At 67.8% G+C, this 13,716-nt stretch carries 18 protein-coding genes; 9 read left to right on the top strand and 9 right to left on the bottom strand.

All coding sequences use genetic code 11. The features are described from left to right. Window positions 1-10: 10 nt before the first annotated feature. Complete coding sequence (locus BM133_RS04375) at window positions 11-655, bottom strand: arylesterase (RefSeq protein ID WP_177224719.1); 645 nt, start codon at window positions 653-655, stop codon at window positions 11-13. A gap of 36 nt (window positions 656-691) precedes the next feature. Between BM133_RS04375 and BM133_RS04380 the strand changes: the two genes are divergently transcribed. The 4 genes from BM133_RS04380 to rlmB all read left to right on the top strand — a co-directional run bounded on the left by BM133_RS04380 (window position 692) and on the right by rlmB (window position 3,805). Next, window positions 692-1,414 (top strand): ABC transporter ATP-binding protein, encoded by a 723-nt coding sequence (locus BM133_RS04380; RefSeq protein WP_093431904.1) that lies wholly within the window; start codon window positions 692-694, stop codon window positions 1,412-1,414. A gap of 119 nt (window positions 1,415-1,533) precedes the next feature. Then, entirely contained in the window at window positions 1,534-2,040 is a 507-nt protein-coding gene (locus BM133_RS04385) for a ribosomal protein L7/L12 (protein ID WP_093431905.1), read from the top strand. Window positions 2,041-2,044: 4 nt separating this feature from the next. Beyond that, on the top strand, window positions 2,045-3,025 hold the full coding sequence (locus tag BM133_RS04390) for a hypothetical protein (RefSeq protein WP_093431907.1): 981 nt from the start codon (window positions 2,045-2,047) through the stop codon (window positions 3,023-3,025). A 33-nt stretch (window positions 3,026-3,058) separates the two neighbouring features. Next, the gene (gene rlmB / locus BM133_RS04395; protein ID WP_093431908.1) at window positions 3,059-3,805 is read left to right on the top strand and encodes a 23S rRNA (guanosine(2251)-2'-O)-methyltransferase RlmB; all 747 of its coding nucleotides are present in this window, start codon (window positions 3,059-3,061) and stop codon (window positions 3,803-3,805) included. 7 nt (window positions 3,806-3,812) lie between these two features. Here rlmB and BM133_RS04400 read toward each other — a convergent pair whose 3' ends face one another. The 3 genes from BM133_RS04400 to BM133_RS04405 all read right to left on the bottom strand — a co-directional run bounded on the left by BM133_RS04400 (window position 3,813) and on the right by BM133_RS04405 (window position 6,096). Then, entirely contained in the window at window positions 3,813-5,012 is a 1,200-nt protein-coding gene (locus BM133_RS04400) for an NAD(P)/FAD-dependent oxidoreductase (protein WP_093435033.1), read from the bottom strand. A 110-nt stretch (window positions 5,013-5,122) separates the two neighbouring features. Continuing rightward, entirely contained in the window at window positions 5,123-5,293 is a 171-nt protein-coding gene (locus BM133_RS35100; protein WP_177224720.1) for a hypothetical protein, read from the bottom strand. A gap of 179 nt (window positions 5,294-5,472) precedes the next feature. Then, window positions 5,473-6,096, bottom strand: coding sequence for a helix-turn-helix domain-containing protein (locus BM133_RS04405; protein WP_093431910.1), 624 nt, complete (start codon window positions 6,094-6,096; stop codon window positions 5,473-5,475). A 40-nt stretch (window positions 6,097-6,136) separates the two neighbouring features. Here BM133_RS04405 and BM133_RS04410 point away from each other — a divergent pair, with 40 nt between their 5' ends. After that, window positions 6,137-6,658, top strand: a complete 522-nt coding sequence (locus BM133_RS04410; RefSeq protein WP_093431911.1) for a GNAT family N-acetyltransferase — start codon at window positions 6,137-6,139, stop codon at window positions 6,656-6,658. Here BM133_RS04410 and BM133_RS04415 read toward each other — a convergent pair. From BM133_RS04415 to BM133_RS04430, 4 genes are read right to left on the bottom strand one after another with little or no spacing between them, the layout of a single operon-like run. Next, entirely contained in the window at window positions 6,655-7,137 is a 483-nt protein-coding gene (locus BM133_RS04415) for a DUF3237 domain-containing protein (protein WP_093431913.1), read from the bottom strand. The genes BM133_RS04410 and BM133_RS04415 overlap by 4 nt on opposite strands. A gap of 13 nt (window positions 7,138-7,150) precedes the next feature. After that, window positions 7,151-8,119: an aldo/keto reductase gene (locus tag BM133_RS04420; RefSeq protein ID WP_093431914.1), complete on the bottom strand. Its 969-nt coding sequence runs from the start codon at window positions 8,117-8,119 to the stop codon at window positions 7,151-7,153. A gap of 38 nt (window positions 8,120-8,157) precedes the next feature. Then, window positions 8,158-8,757: a chromate transporter gene (locus tag BM133_RS04425; RefSeq protein ID WP_093431916.1), complete on the bottom strand. Its 600-nt coding sequence runs from the start codon at window positions 8,755-8,757 to the stop codon at window positions 8,158-8,160. 58 nt (window positions 8,758-8,815) lie between these two features. Beyond that, a complete protein-coding gene (locus tag BM133_RS04430) occupies window positions 8,816-9,412 on the bottom strand; it encodes a chromate transporter (protein ID WP_093431917.1) in 597 nt (198 codons plus the stop codon). A gap of 82 nt (window positions 9,413-9,494) precedes the next feature. Between BM133_RS04430 and BM133_RS04435 the strand changes: the two genes are divergently transcribed. After that, on the top strand, window positions 9,495-10,418 hold the full coding sequence (locus BM133_RS04435) for a YihY/virulence factor BrkB family protein (protein WP_177224721.1): 924 nt from the start codon (window positions 9,495-9,497) through the stop codon (window positions 10,416-10,418). Window positions 10,419-10,430: 12 nt separating this feature from the next. Here the strand turns inward: BM133_RS04435 and BM133_RS04440 are convergent, their stop codons facing one another. Further along, window positions 10,431-10,991, bottom strand: a complete 561-nt coding sequence (locus BM133_RS04440) for a DUF924 family protein (RefSeq protein WP_093431919.1) — start codon at window positions 10,989-10,991, stop codon at window positions 10,431-10,433. Between the two features lie 116 nt (window positions 10,992-11,107). Here BM133_RS04440 and BM133_RS04445 point away from each other — a divergent pair, with 116 nt between their 5' ends. The 3 genes from BM133_RS04445 to BM133_RS04455 all read left to right on the top strand — a co-directional run bounded on the left by BM133_RS04445 (window position 11,108) and on the right by BM133_RS04455 (window position 13,669). Beyond that, on the top strand, window positions 11,108-11,557 hold the full coding sequence (locus BM133_RS04445) for a CHRD domain-containing protein (protein ID WP_093431920.1): 450 nt from the start codon (window positions 11,108-11,110) through the stop codon (window positions 11,555-11,557). Between the two features lie 76 nt (window positions 11,558-11,633). After that, the gene (locus BM133_RS04450) at window positions 11,634-12,845 is read left to right on the top strand and encodes a patatin-like phospholipase family protein (protein ID WP_093431922.1); all 1,212 of its coding nucleotides are present in this window, start codon (window positions 11,634-11,636) and stop codon (window positions 12,843-12,845) included. Between the two features lie 74 nt (window positions 12,846-12,919). Then, entirely contained in the window at window positions 12,920-13,669 is a 750-nt protein-coding gene (locus BM133_RS04455) for an acetoacetate decarboxylase (RefSeq protein ID WP_093435036.1), read from the top strand. Window positions 13,670-13,716: the final 47 nt, after the last annotated feature.

Below are 13,716 nucleotides of genomic sequence, written 5' to 3' on the forward strand. Positions count from 1 at the left end.
CTTGCTCTCGCTATTTCGGCAGCAGCTTGCGCAGTTCGGGCCAGACGTTGTCCAGCAACTGCGGCTGCGCCACGGCAGTCGGGTGGATGCGGTCGGCCTGGAACAGCGAGAGCGCATCGGGCGCATCGGCCACGCCCTTGAGCAGGAAGGGCACGAGCGCCGATTTGGTCACGCCTGCCACCTTGGAGAACACCGCCTCGAAGCGCCGCGTGTAGTCGCCCCCGTAGTTCGGCGGCACCTGGATGCCGACGATCAGCACCTTCGCGCCCGCGGCCTGCGCGGCCTTGGTGATCTGCAGCAGGTTGCTCTCGGTGTCCGAGAGCGGCAGGCCGCGCAGCGCGTCGTTGGCGCCCAGTTCCACCACCACGTGGCTGGGCTTGTGCTGCACGAGCAGGGCGGGAAAGCGGGCACGTCCACCGGAGCTGGTGTCGCCGCTGATGCTGGCGTTGACCACGGTGGCCGCAATCTTCTGCTGGGCAAGCCTTTTTTCCAGCAAGGGTACCCAGCCCTCGCCGCGCTTCAAGCCGTACTCTGCGCTCAGCGAATCGCCCAGCACCAGGATGACCGGCTTGCCGGACGCGTTGGTGGCCTGGGCCTGCGCCGCGGCCGTCCATGTTCCCGCGCTGCCCGCACCGCATAGTGCGGCGGTGGTCAAGATAAAGTCACGTCGATTCAAAACCAAAGCCTTTCCATGTCCCAACCCCCGTCTGATGCCATTGTCGCCGTCGAGCATGTCTTCAAGTCCGTCACCGATTCGGCCGGCACGCTGGACATTCTGCAGGACATCGATTTCACCCTCGGCGCGCGGGAAACCGCTGCCATCGTGGGCGCCTCGGGCTCCGGCAAGAGCACCTTGCTGTCGATCATCGCGGGGCTCGATACGCCCACACGCGGCACGGTCAGGCTCGGTGGCGACGACATCTTCGCCATCGACGAGGACGAACGTGCCGCCCTGCGCGCCCAGCGCGTGGGCTTCGTGTTCCAGAGCTTCCAGCTGCTGGGCAACCTGAGCGCGCTCGAAAACGTGATGCTGCCGCTGGAGCTGGCCAACCGCAAGGATGCGCGCAAGGCCGCCACCGAGATGCTCGGCCGCGTCGGCCTCGGGCAGCGCCTGGGCCACTACCCCAAGGTGCTCTCGGGCGGCGAGCAGCAGCGCGTGGCGCTGGCCCGTGCCTTCGTCGTGCAGCCGGCCCTGCTCCTGGCCGACGAGCCCACCGGCAGCCTGGACTTCGCGACCGGCGAGCAGGTGATGAAGCTGATGTTCGACCTGAACCGCGAGCTCGGCACGACGCTGGTCCTGGTCACCCACGACCGCGGCATCGCGTCTCGCTGCGAGCGCCGCATCACCATCGAGGCCGGGCGCGTGTCGCTCAACGAGAAGACGCCGATCTCGACGGTCGAGCAGGCCGCCTGAACGTCGAAGAAACGTCGAAGAAACGTCGAAGAAACGTCGAAGAAACGTCGAAGAAACGTCGAAGAAACGGCGAAGAGACAGCGAAGAGACAGCCGCAACAACAACCCGAGGAGAGGTCCATGGACAAGCTTCCACCCGAAGCCATCGCCGCATTGCAGCGCGGCAGCCTGATCGAGGCCATCAAGATCGTGCGCGACAAGACCGGCCTGGATCTCAGGTCGGCCAAGGAAGCCGTCGAGCGCTACGCCAATGGCGACGGGGCGGCAGCGGACTGGCAGGAGGGCGACTGGGGCCGCGGCGAGCCCGAGGCTGCGGGCGGCATGCAGGGCAACGGGCCGGCCGCCGTGCCCGCAGCCGCGCTCGCGGCCCTGGCGCGTGGCAACAAGATCGAAGCCGTCCGCCTCACGCGCGAAGCCACCGGCCTGGGCCTGGCCGAGGCCAAGCAACTGGTCGAGAACCACCAGAACCCGGCGCTGGGCGATTTCGGGCACTTGCCGTCGAACATTCCGACCCACCCGATGGCCGAGCCGGGGCGGGTGCCCCAAGGTGGCTTCAAGTGGCTGCCCATCGTCATCGTCCTGCTGGTCGTGGCGCTGGCCTGGCTGTATTTCGTGAAGGGCGTCTGAAGCGATGATCGTTCCCCAGTTCTGGGCCGAGGGCCGCATCCAGGAGCGCACGGCCGGCAAGCAGATCACCGTGCGGCGCTACGGCTGGTCCGACGACAGCCCGCTGGCCGCCCAGGCGCATGCCGACCAGCGCACCCGCGAGGCCTTCGACCGCATCGCGAGCGGCGAAAAACTCGACCGCCTCGAGCGCAAGCTGGCCTACAACGGCGCCGACGGCGTGCCGATCCGCGAGGAAATCGTCGAGCGGCAGGGCCAGAGCGTCATCACCCGCAACGGCTACGGCGCGCGCTGCCTGAACACGCCCGACGTGCTGTTCGTCGACATCGACTTCGACGAACCCCTGCGCACCAGCGTGTTCGGCTTCGCATTGGTGCCGGCGCTCATCGCGGGCATCGTCGGCGGATGGACGGCCAAGACCTGGGTGGGCGGGCTGATTGCTGCCATCGTGGTCTTCATCGTTGCCTACCGCATCGGGCTGGCCAAGAAGCGTGGGGAGGCCAGCACGAACCCCGCGCCCGAGAAGCGCGCGGCCGAGCGCATCGGGCGCTTCCTGCACCAGCATCCCGACTGGCACCTGCGGATCTACCGCACACCCGCCGGCTTTCGGGTCCTCGCGATGCACGACGTCTTCAGCCCGGCCGACATGGCCGTGGCCGACTGCTTCCAGGCGCTGGGCGTGGACAAGGTCTACGCGCGCATGTGCCGCAACCAGAACTGCTTTCGCGCCCGCGTGAGCGCCAAGCCCTGGCGCATCGGCATCGGCGAGCACATGCGGCCGCAGCCGGGCGTCTGGCCCGTGTCGCCCGAGAAGCTGCCCGTGCGCGATGCCTGGGTCGCGCAGTACGAAAAGGCCGCCGAAGGCCACGCCGCCTGCCAGTACCTGGAGAGCGTCGGCAACCTCGAGCGGGTGCATCCGAACGCGCTGGCGGTACAGGAACTGCACGACGAGCGCACGCGTGCGCTCAGCGGCCTGCCGATCGCCTGACGGATCGACGCTGGGGGTAGGGATAATCGGGGGATGTCTTCCCCCAAAGTGATCTTCGGCTTCCATGCCGTGGGCGTGCGAATCAAGACCGCGCCGAAATCGGTGCTCGAGGTTCTGTTCGACGCCAGCCGGCGCGATGCGCGCATGAAACAATTCCTCGCCCGTGCGCAAGAAGCCGGCGTGCGGCTGGTCGAGGCCGACAGCCTGCGCATCGCCAAGCTCGCCGGCAGCCATGGCCACCAGGGCGTGGCGGCGCGGGTCGAACCCACCGCGCAAATCCATTCGCTCGACGAACTGCTCGAAGGCCTCGAAGAGGCCGGCACCGTGCCCCTCTTGCTGGTGCTCGACGGCGTGACCGATCCGCACAACCTGGGCGCGTGCCTGCGCGTGGCCGATGGCGCGGGCGCCCATGCGGTGATTGCGCCCAAGGACCACGCGGCCGGCATCAACGCCACCGTGGCCAAGGTGGCGAGCGGTGCGGCCGAGACGGTGCCGTATTTCATGGTGACCAATCTCGCGCGCACGCTCAACGAACTCAAGGAGCGCAGCATCTGGTGCGTGGGCACCAGCGACGACGCGCCGGGCACGATCTACCAGAGCGACCTGAAGCGTCCGCTGGCGCTGGTGCTGGGCGCCGAAGGCGAGGGCATGCGCCAGCTGACCCGCAAGACCTGCGACGAACTCGTGAGCATCCCGATGGCCGGTGCGGTCGAGAGCCTGAACGTCTCGGTGGCCAGCGGCGTGTGCCTCTACGAGGCGATGCGCCAGCGCAGCGCCTGATCCGTCGCTAATCCTTCGGGAGCGGCCCGCCCTTGCGGTGGAAATACACCAGTTCGGCCATGCGCCGCATCTGCGGCGTGCCGAGCAGGTGGTTGAACATCCAGTCGCTCTGGAAGTGGTCGAAGGCCCAGCGCAGCGAGCGCTTGAGCAGGAAGCGCGGATAGCTGCGCACGAACCACGTCGCCGGGTCGTCCATCTCGCCGCGAACGAAACGTGCCACGGCCTCGCCTGCGCGTTCGCCGTGCTGCAGCGCGGTGTGGATGCCGCCGGCCGTGACCGGCGACACCATGCCTGCTGCGTCGCCCACCAGCAGCGCCCGTTCGCGCGCCACGACCGGGAGCACGCCGCCGCAGGGAATCATCCCGGCGCGCACGGCCACCGGGGGTGCATCGCCTGGCGACACCACCGATTCGATCTTCTTCAGGAAAGGCGCGAGCCGCAGCGCGTTCGCGTCGTTCTGGCCCATGCGGCGCGCCAGGCCGATCTGGCTCACGCCCACGCCGTCGAGCGCCCAGCCGATGTAGCCGGGTGCGAGCTTGCGGTCGATGAAGCAGTGCAGGAGGTCTGGCGCCATGCGGGCGCCCTGGTATTCGTGCTCCACGCCATAGAGAAAGCGCGTGTTGCGCGAGAGGCCGAGCACCTTGGCGACGCGTGAATGCGGGCCGTCCGCGCCCACGAGGTAGGTGGCGGTGATGCAGGGGCCGTGCGTCACCGGGACTTCCCACCGGTCGTTCATCCACAGCGCCTGCTCGAACAGCGTGCCCAGGCGCACATCGACGCCGCAGGCCCGGGTGGAATCCACCATCCAGTCGAGCAGCGCGGGCGCATCGGTGGCCCAGAACCAGTAGCCGGGTGCATGCAGGTCGACGTGCCGCATGTTCGGTGCATAGAGCCGCACGCCTTCGATGCGCCGGACCAGCGCAGGTGGCACCTCGGCCAGCCAGGGGACGCTGTCGACCGCGTCCTTCACGATGACGCCGGTGGTGTGGAGCTTGGCGCCGGCGCTGGCTTTTTTCTCCAGCACCATCACGCTCAATCCGGCCAGGGCCCCAGCCCGGGCGCAGGCAAGGCCCGAGAAGCTTGCGCCGACGACGAGCAGGTCGACCTTGATGTTGGCCAGGCCGCTGCTTGCGGTGGGCGGCGCGGGACAGGGCGCCGTGGATGAAGTGGAGAGCGGGGAAAAAAGGCAGGAAGAGGAGGAGTGCATGGGCAGCTGACTGAGCAACGCGCGCCACGGTTTGTGGTGCGCGTGCGAAGTTAGCTACGCCATGTGCGGGCGGCGTGAAGCCTGTGTGAACCCTATCCCGGGCCAGCGTGTCAGGACGGGTCCTTGCCGCGCGTGCGGCCCACCGCGCTGAAGATGCCGATGCCCAGCAGGATCAACGCACCGATGCCGATGTAGAGCGTGGGGACGCCAGCCACCGACGCACCCCAGGCGACGCCGCCCAGGAAGATCAGGAACCCGATCATGTAAAGCGCAAAAGACATCATGTTCCTCCGAAGCCAAGATGCCTTGGTGTACCCCGGACGCCCTTGCGGCCCGGACCGGCCTGAGCCGCCTCTGCGTGTGGGAGCGTGCCTACCGGTTGGCTGGTGTGCTGTCTCGCAAACAGACGCCCTGGCGTGAACGGCGCGATGTCATGCGCGGTTATTTGCGGGGCGGCACCCTAGTCCGGGCAGGCCACCAGCAGGTACCGGCAGGCCGTGCGCCCGAGTGCCTTGAAGACCAGCGGCCGGTCCACGCCGAAATCCAGGCAATCCCCGGGCGCCAGCTCGAAGCGCTCGTCGCCGTAGTCCACCCGCAACGCGCCTTCGAGCATCCACAGGCATTGGCGATAGGGCTTGCCGCTCCATCGCGGATAGCCGACCTGTGCCGAACGCGGCAGCTCGACCTCGACCAGTTCCACCCCGCTGCCCGTCGTGCCGCGCTCGGCGACCTGGCGGCGCAGATAACCCGCGTCGGGATCGCGCCAGACTTCCTGCGCGGCCTTCGTGCGAAGCCGCTGGGGGCCTTCCTTTTCCTCGGTGAGGAGTTGCGCCAGCGACACGCCGAGGCCCGCGGCCAGCCGGCCCAGCAGCACGGCCGTGGGGCTGCTCTGCACACGCTCGACCTTCGAGATCATGGCCTTGCTGACGCCCGACAGCTCGGCCAGCGCGGCCAGGCTGAGCCCCTTGGCCTGCCGCAGCGCCAGCAGCCGGGTGGCGATGAGGGCGTCGATGCGGCCGGCGGAATCGTCCGAAGGAGGGGATGAAGAAGAAGGAGATGTTGAAGAGGGAGATGTGTTTCTCATATGAGATTATTATTCTCCTATATTGAACGAAAGAAACACCATGCGCCTCATCCCCTGCACCGAGGAAGCCCACGCCGGCGCCATCCTCGCCATCCTCAACGACGCCATCGTCACCTCCACGGCGCTCTACGACTACAAGCCGCGCACGCCCGAGAACATGGTCGCCTGGTTCGCCACCAAGCGCACCAACGGCTTCCCGGTGATCGGTGCGCAGGACGAAAACGGCAAGCTGCTGGGCTTTGCGAGCTACGGCAACTTTCGCGCCTTTCCCGCCTACAAGTACACGGTCGAGCACTCGGTGTACGTCGCGGCCGACCACCGGGGCGCGGGGCTGGGCCGCACGCTCATGGAAGCGATCATTGCCGAGGCGATCGCACGCGACGTGCACGTGATGGTCGGCGCCATCGATGCCGCCAATGCGGGCAGCATCGGCCTGCACGAGCGGCTGGGGTTCGAGCACTCGGGCACCGTACGGCAGGCCGGCTTCAAGTTCGGCCGCTGGCTCGACGTGGCGTTCTACCAGCGGATTCTTGCGACGCCGCTGAACCCGGTCGACGGCTAGGCGAGTGAGAAAAAGCGCATCACGACTTCGCTCGGATGCCTGACGCCGGCGCCGACGAACATGCGCTCGTTGATCCATCGCAGCGCGGGCGAGGCCGTCTCGAAGCGCGGGTTGCAGCGAAAGTAGACCTGCGCTGGGTCGACCGCCTCGCCGCGCATCAGCTTGGCCATCACCTCCGGCGCAGCCGAGCGCACCGCATGGTTCTGCACGTAGATCAGGTCGCCCGCGTCGGTCTCCAGGCCGTAGCGCGCGTCGAGCTCGGAGAGCGTGTCGCTCACGATCAATTGGAAGTCGCTGCCGCCCGGCAGCACGCGTGCGCGCCAGCCGTGCCCCGACGCCTCGCCGCCCGTGATGGGCACCACGCGCCGCAACCCGCGCGCGCTCTGGCCCAGCACCTGCGGTACGCCCACCTCGACGCGCAGGTCGGCGAAGTGGTCGAGCGTCGGCGCGGCGATCGAATCGAACACGTGGCTGCTCATCGCACGAAGCGGTTCAGGCGGCTGCCGTCTCTGCGCTCGCGCGATCGAGCATCTCGATGGTGCCCGCGTCGAGTTTGAGCTGCGTGGCGACCACCAGCTCCTCGAGTTGCGCGATCGAGGTGGCGCTGGCGATGGGCGCCGTCACGCCCGGCCGTGCGATCTGCCATGCGATGGCGACCTGGCCCGGCTTGGCGTTGTACTGCTGCGCGACCTTGTCGAGCGCATCGAGGATGCGCAGGCCGCGCTCGTTGAGGTACTTCTTCGTGGTGTTGGCGCCGCGCGCGCTCTTGGCGGCATCGGCCTCGGTGCGGTACTTGCCGGTGAGGAAGCCGGCCGCGAGCGCGTAGAAGTTGATCACGCCCACCTCGCGCTTCACGCACAGCGGCTCCAGCTCGTCTTCGAACACGGCGCGGTCGTACAGGTTGTAGAGCGGCTGCAGGCTCTCGTAGCGCGCGATGCCCAGGCGCTCGGACACGTCCAGCGCCTCGGCCAACCGGGGCGCCGTGTAGTTGGAAGCGCCGATGGCGCGCACCTTGCCCTCCTTGATGAGCGCATCGAAGGCGCCCAGCGATTCTTCGAGCGGCGTGCCGGCGTCGTCGTCGTGCGACTGGTAGAGATCGATGTAGTCCGTCTGCAGGCGCTTGAGCGACGCCTCGACCGCCTCGCGGATGTACTTGGGCGCGAGACCCACCTTGCCTTCGCCCATCGGCTTGCCGACCTTGGTGGCCAGCACCACGCGGTTGCGCTTGCCGCTCTGCTTGAGCCACTTGCCGATGATGGTTTCCGATTCGCCGCCCGTGTGGCCCGGCACCCAGGCCGAGTAGACGTCGGCGGTGTCCACGAAGTTGAAGCCCGCGTCCAGCCAGGCGTCGAGCAGCTTGAACGAGGCGGCCTCGTCGACCGTCCAGCCGAACACGTTGCCACCGAAGGCGAGCGGCGAAACCAGGAGGCCGGAGCGGCCGAGCGGACGAAGTTGCGACATGACGAAGTTTCCTGAAGAAGAAAAACGAAAGGGAAGGATCAGACGAAGCCCACGGCGCCGAGCAGCGCGCCCGCGCCCAGCAGCCAGAGCAGGTGGATGCGGGTGCGCCAGACGATAAGTGCGGCCACGCCGGTCAGCAGCCACAGGTGCCAGGCAGGCGCGTTGCCGGCATGGTTACCCGTGGCCAGCACCCAGCCGGTGGCGATGAGGAGGCCCACCACCACCGGCGCCATGCCCTGCTTGAAGGCGCGCACTTCGCGGCGGGTGCGGTTGCGGTGGCCCCAGCGGGTGGCGAAATAGGTGAGGGTGGTGCTCGGCACCATGATGCCGACCATGGTCACCATGAGGCCGAAGAAGCCGAGCAGCCAGGCCGTCGGCCCGGCGCCGATGCCGCCGCCCGCGTTGAGCCCGACGTTCCAGCCCATGAGCGCAACGAACAGCACGTTGGGCCCGGGTGCGGCCTGGGCGATCGCGACCGACGAGCTGAACTGCGCATCGGTGAGCCAGCCGTGCTGGGTGACGAGGTAGCGGTGCATGTCGGGCACCGTGGTGATGGCGCCGCTGATCGACAGCAGCGAGAGCAGCAGGTACTGGCCGAAGAGGGCGAGCCAGTCGTGCCATTGCATCGCGATGGTCATTCGAAAACCTCCGCCTTCGGCTGCGGTGCGAGCGTGCCTGGGGCGGCCCGGCGCGCGCTCATGGCGCGATCCTCTTCCAGGTCCAGACGCAGGCCACGCCGCCGACCACCAGCAGCACCCAGCCGAGCGGCACCTTGAACACCGCGATGGCCGCGAACACCAGCGCCATGAATGCGAGGCAGGCCGGAAAACCCAGCGGGTGCTTGCGCAGTTGCGGAATCAGCTTGATGCCCGTGGCGGCGATCAGCCCGCCCGACACCGCCCCCATGCCCCGCAACGCCGCCGCCACCTGCGGGTTGCCGGCGTAGTGCGCGTAGAGCACGGCCAGCGCGAGGATCACGACCAGGGGAATGGTCAGCATGCCCGCCACCGCGGCGAGGGCGCCACGCAGCCCGAAGTAGCGGTCGCCGATCATGAGGCCCAGGTTGATCACGTTGGGGCCCGGCATCACCTGGGCCACGGCCCAGTCTTCGAGGAACTGTTCGGGGGTGAGCCATTTCTTCTTCTCGACCATCTCGCGCTGGACGATGGCCAGGACGCCGCCGAAGCCCTGCAGCGCGAGCCAGGTGAATGAAACAAAAAGGTCGCGTGGCGACCGGGGCTGTGGCTGCGAGGGCGCTTGCGGCGTTGCCGCATCGGAGAGGGGCGGGTGCATGTGGATGCGATTATCGTAGGCAGGCCTGCAACATGCCGGGCATCGCACCGACAAGACCCGGCCGATCCAACAGGGACATTCCATGCTCATGCAAATCCGCGCGCTCTTCGATCTCTGCAAACGGGCCTTCGCGTCGTGGTCGAACGACTACGCGCCCAGCATGGGGGCGGCGCTCGCCTACTACACGGTGTTCTCCATCGCGCCGCTGCTGCTGATCGTGATCGCGGTGGCCGGGCTGGTGTTCGGCCAGGAGGCCGCGCGCGGCGAGATCTTCGCGCAGCTCTCGGGCCTCATGGGCGCACAGGGCGCGGCGGCGGTGCAGGGCATGCTGCAGGCGGTGAACAAGCCAGCCGAGGGCATCGTGGCCACGGTGATCGGCATCGGCCTCCTGGTGGTCGGCGCGACCACTGTCTTCGGCGAACTGCAGGATGCGCTCGACCGCATCTGGCGTGCGCCGGCCCGCGCCAAGAGCTCGGGCATCTTCAACCTGCTGCGGGTGCGGCTGCTGTCGTTCAGCATGATCATGGGCATCGGCTTCCTGCTCATGGTGTCGCTGGTGGCCAGCGCGGCGCTGGCGGCGCTGGGCAAGTGGTGGTCGCCGGTGTTCGGGGCTTGGGAGAGCCTGGCGCAGGTGGTGAACTTCGTCTTCAGCTTCGCGATGGTGACGGTGATCTTCGCGATGATCTACAAGATCATGCCGCGCGCGAAGGTGCAGTGGCGCGACGTGGGGGTGGGCGCGGCGGTCACGGCGCTGCTCTTCACGGTGGGCAAGCACCTGATCGGCCTGTACATCGGCAAGAGCAGCGTGGCCTCGGGCTACGGCGCCGCGGGCTCGCTGGTGGTGGTGCTGGTGTGGGTGTACTACTCGGCGCAGATCTTCCTTCTGGGCGCCGAGTTCACCTGGGTCTATGCGCGCACCTACGGCTCGATGAAGGACAAGGCGGGCCTGCCCGATGCGAACCCGTCGCCCACGCGCGACGTGCCCCTGGCGCACAACGACGCCTGAACGCTCGCTGGATCAACCTGCGAAGCCGCCTTCGTCGAGGAACTTCTGTTCTTCCGCGCTGGTGCTGCGCCCCAGCATCCGGTTGCGATGCGGAAAGCGGCCGAAGCGCGCGACGATGTCCCGGTGCAGCACGGCGTAGCGCTGCGTGTTGGCATCGAGCGCCGCATTGAGTTCGACCGAGCGCTCCTGCTCGGCCAGCACTTCGGAGTGCATGAACGGCAGGTAGAAGAACGCGCGCAGTTCCTTGTCGAACTGCTGGTCGAAGCCCGCATCGATCGCCTTCTTCGCCGCGGCCAGCGCGAGGCCGTCGGTGGCCAGCATGTGCGGGTTGTTGCGCCAGGCGTTGCGTGGCAGCTGGTCCAGCAGCACAAGAAGCGCCAGAGCGCCTTCGGCATCGTCGCTCCAGTGATCGAGCTCGCCGCGGGCGGCGGCCTGGTGCGCGGCCGAGAAGCGCGAGAGAAATTCGGCGTCGAATGCATCGCTCTTGGCGAACCAGCGGGCAGGGCCGGCGTCGCGCCAGAAGCCGGCCACATCGCGCGCCTCGGGGAGCGTGGAGAGTGCTTGGGAGGTCATCGTTGCATTCTCTTTCACTCTGTGGCGGGCCCGCAAAGTCGGGGCGGTGGCCGACACGGCCGGGTGCGGGCGCTGCCTATGCTGTGGAGGCTTTCACAACCCAGGAGATAAAGCTCATGACCAAATACGGCACCCTTTTGCGCGCAGCCCTCATCACCGGCGTGGCCAGCGCTGCCCTGGTCGGCTGCGGGATGATGTCCAAGTCGAACACCGCCAGCTTCAGCGGCGCGATGAACGCGGCCAGCGAAGTGCCGCCCAACATGACGCGCGGCAGCGGCATGGCCGAAGCCTGGCTCAACCGGGACACCAACGTCCTCAAGTACAAGATCACCTACACCGGCCTGAGCGGCCCGGCGACCGCAGCGCATTTCCACGGTCCTGCCGCGGCTGGCGCGAATGCCGGCGTGGTGCTGCCGTTCGCCAACGCAGCCAGCCCGATCGAAGGCCAGGCCACGCTGACCCCGGCGCAGGCCGCCGACCTGGTCGCGGGCAAGTGGTACGCCAACGTCCACACCGCGGCCAACCCGGGTGGCGAGATCCGCGGGCAGATGCTGCCGAAGATGTGATCTTCTTCCGGGAGAGGACCGGGAGACTTCGGTCTCCGGTCAGGTTGCTGTCGCGGGGGTGGTGTCAAATGAACGCATGACGACGACCCCCAAGAAAAATCCCCGTGCGGCATCCTCCCGGCAACCCCTCAATCCTTTCGCGTCACGCCGCGAAGACATGCGCCAGGCCCGCAAGGCGCTGGTGCTGCAGGGCGGCGGCGCGCTCGGCGCCTACCAGGCGGGCGTGTATGCCGCGCTCAGCGAGACCGAGCTGCAGCCGCACTGGATTGCCGGCGTCTCGATCGGCGCCATCAATGCGGCCCTGATCGCGGGCAATGCGCCCGAGCACCGGGTCGACAGGCTGCGCGAGTTCTGGCACCTCGTGTCCTCCGGGCCCTCGCAGCGACTGCCTTCCTGGCTCGGCGACCGGGCCACGCAGAACCAGTACAGCGCGGCGATGGCGTCGCTGGTCGGCATTCCGGGATTCTTCGAGCCGCGCTATTCGCCGGCCCTCCTGATGGGCGGTGCGGCGCCGCTGCTGAGCTACTACGACACCTCGCCGCTCAGGGGCACGCTGGAGCGCCTCATCGATTTCGACCGCATCAACGCCTGCGAAGCGCGCTTCAGCGTGGGCGCGGTCAACGTGCGCACCGGCAACTCGGTGTACTTCGACAACACGCGCCAGCGCATCGGTCCGGAGCACATCATGGCCAGCGGCGCGCTGCCGCCGGGCTTTGCGCCGGTGCACATCGACGGCGACGACTACTGGGACGGCGGCATCGTCTCGAACACGCCGCTGCAGTACGTGCTCGACCTCCATCCGCGCAACGAGCCCCTGGTGGTGCTGCAGGTGGACCTCTTCAATGCGCGCGGCGAGATGCCGCGCACCATGGCGGGCGTGATGGAGCGGCAGAAGGACATCACCTATTCGAGCCGCACCCGCATGAACACCGACGCGCTGGCCGCGAACATGAACCTGCAGCAGGCCATTGCCGACCTGATCACCAAGCTGCCGGCCAATCTGCGCAAGGACCCGAGCGTGCTCGCGGTGCAGTCGCAGCTCACGCACGAGCCCATCGACATCTTTCACCTGATCTACCGCGACAAGCCCTATGAGCTCGAGTCGAAGGACTACGAGTTCTCGCGCGCCGCGGTCGAGGAGCACTGGGAGTCGGGCGCGCGCGACATGCGCGCAACGCTCGCGCACCCCGAGACCCTGCGCGCCGACGCCACCGTCAACGGCGTGACCACCTTCGACCTCGGCGAACACGGCCCGGGCCGGGTCAAGCGGCCGGGCCTGTCGCGCTGAACACAAGGCGAATCAGGTTCGACTAAGAAACCAGCGCCAGACTGGATCGGTCACTTCAACAGGAGGAAATGTCCATGAACATTGAAGATGTACGGCGACAGGCTTTCGCCATGCCGCTCACCAGCCCCGCCTTCCCGCCCGGACCGTACCGGTTCGTGCGCCGCGAATTTCTCATCGTCACCTACCGCACCGACATGGACGCGCTGCGCGCCGTGGTGCCCGAGCCGCTCGAAGTGGTCGAGCCGCTCGTGAAGTACGAATTCATCCGCATGCCCGACTCCACCGGCTTCGGCGACTACACCGAGTCGGGCCAGGTCATCCCGGTGCAGCTGCGCACCGCCAAGGGCGTGGAGCAGGGCGCGTATGTGCATGCGATGTACCTGAACGACCATCCGCCGATTGCCGGCGGCCGCGAGCTCTGGGGCTTTCCGAAGAAGCTCGCCTCGCCGGTGCTCGACTACGAGACCGACGTGATCGTCGGCACGCTGGACTACGGCAAGGTGCGCGTGGCCAAGGCCACCATGGGCTTCAAGCACCGCGCGCTCGAGCACGCGCCGATTCTTGCGGGCATCGCGCAGCCGAACTTCCTGCTCAAGATCATTCCGCACGTCGACGGCACGGCCCGCATCTGCGAGCTGGTGCGCTATCACATGGTCGATGTCACGTTGCACGGCGCGTGGACCGCGCCGGCATCGCTCGAACTGCATCCGCATGCGCTGGCACCGGTGGCCGACCTGCCGGTGCTGAAGGTCGAATCGGCGGTGCACTACATCGCGGACATGACGCTTGCGCTGGGTACCGTCGAGCACGACTATCTCGCCTGATTCTTGCTGTCACTTTTCAACCCCAACCTCTCAAGCTTTCAAGGACA

The sequence above is a fragment of the Variovorax sp. 770b2 genome, from assembly GCF_900115685.1.
Taxonomy (GTDB): domain Bacteria; phylum Pseudomonadota; class Gammaproteobacteria; order Burkholderiales; family Burkholderiaceae_C; genus Variovorax.

Bases quoted from the DNA above. Each gene is read 5' to 3' on its own strand.
- BM133_RS04380 (WP_093431904.1), top strand. From the start codon at position 692: ATGTCCCAACCCCCGTCTGATGCCATTGTCGCCGTCGAGCATGTCTTC.
- BM133_RS04385 (WP_093431905.1), top strand. From the start codon at position 1,534: ATGGACAAGCTTCCACCCGAAGCCATCGCCGCATTGCAGCGCGGCAGC.
- BM133_RS04390 (WP_093431907.1), top strand. From the start codon at position 2,045: ATGATCGTTCCCCAGTTCTGGGCCGAGGGCCGCATCCAGGAGCGCACG.
- rlmB (WP_093431908.1), top strand. From the start codon at position 3,059: ATGTCTTCCCCCAAAGTGATCTTCGGCTTCCATGCCGTGGGCGTGCGA.
- BM133_RS04400 (WP_093435033.1), bottom strand. From the start codon at position 5,012: ATGCACTCCTCCTCTTCCTGCCTTTTTTCCCCGCTCTCCACTTCATCC.
- BM133_RS35100 (WP_177224720.1), bottom strand. From the start codon at position 5,293: ATGTCTTTTGCGCTTTACATGATCGGGTTCCTGATCTTCCTGGGCGGC.
- BM133_RS04405 (WP_093431910.1), bottom strand. From the start codon at position 6,096: ATGAGAAACACATCTCCCTCTTCAACATCTCCTTCTTCTTCATCCCCT.
- BM133_RS04410 (WP_093431911.1), top strand. From the start codon at position 6,137: ATGCGCCTCATCCCCTGCACCGAGGAAGCCCACGCCGGCGCCATCCTC.
- BM133_RS04415 (WP_093431913.1), bottom strand. From the start codon at position 7,137: ATGAGCAGCCACGTGTTCGATTCGATCGCCGCGCCGACGCTCGACCAC.
- BM133_RS04420 (WP_093431914.1), bottom strand. From the start codon at position 8,119: ATGTCGCAACTTCGTCCGCTCGGCCGCTCCGGCCTCCTGGTTTCGCCG.
- BM133_RS04425 (WP_093431916.1), bottom strand. From the start codon at position 8,757: ATGACCATCGCGATGCAATGGCACGACTGGCTCGCCCTCTTCGGCCAG.
- BM133_RS04430 (WP_093431917.1), bottom strand. From the start codon at position 9,412: ATGCACCCGCCCCTCTCCGATGCGGCAACGCCGCAAGCGCCCTCGCAG.
- BM133_RS04435 (WP_177224721.1), top strand. From the start codon at position 9,495: ATGCTCATGCAAATCCGCGCGCTCTTCGATCTCTGCAAACGGGCCTTC.
- BM133_RS04440 (WP_093431919.1), bottom strand. From the start codon at position 10,991: ATGACCTCCCAAGCACTCTCCACGCTCCCCGAGGCGCGCGATGTGGCC.
- BM133_RS04445 (WP_093431920.1), top strand. From the start codon at position 11,108: ATGACCAAATACGGCACCCTTTTGCGCGCAGCCCTCATCACCGGCGTG.
- BM133_RS04450 (WP_093431922.1), top strand. From the start codon at position 11,634: ATGACGACGACCCCCAAGAAAAATCCCCGTGCGGCATCCTCCCGGCAA.
- BM133_RS04455 (WP_093435036.1), top strand. From the start codon at position 12,920: ATGAACATTGAAGATGTACGGCGACAGGCTTTCGCCATGCCGCTCACC.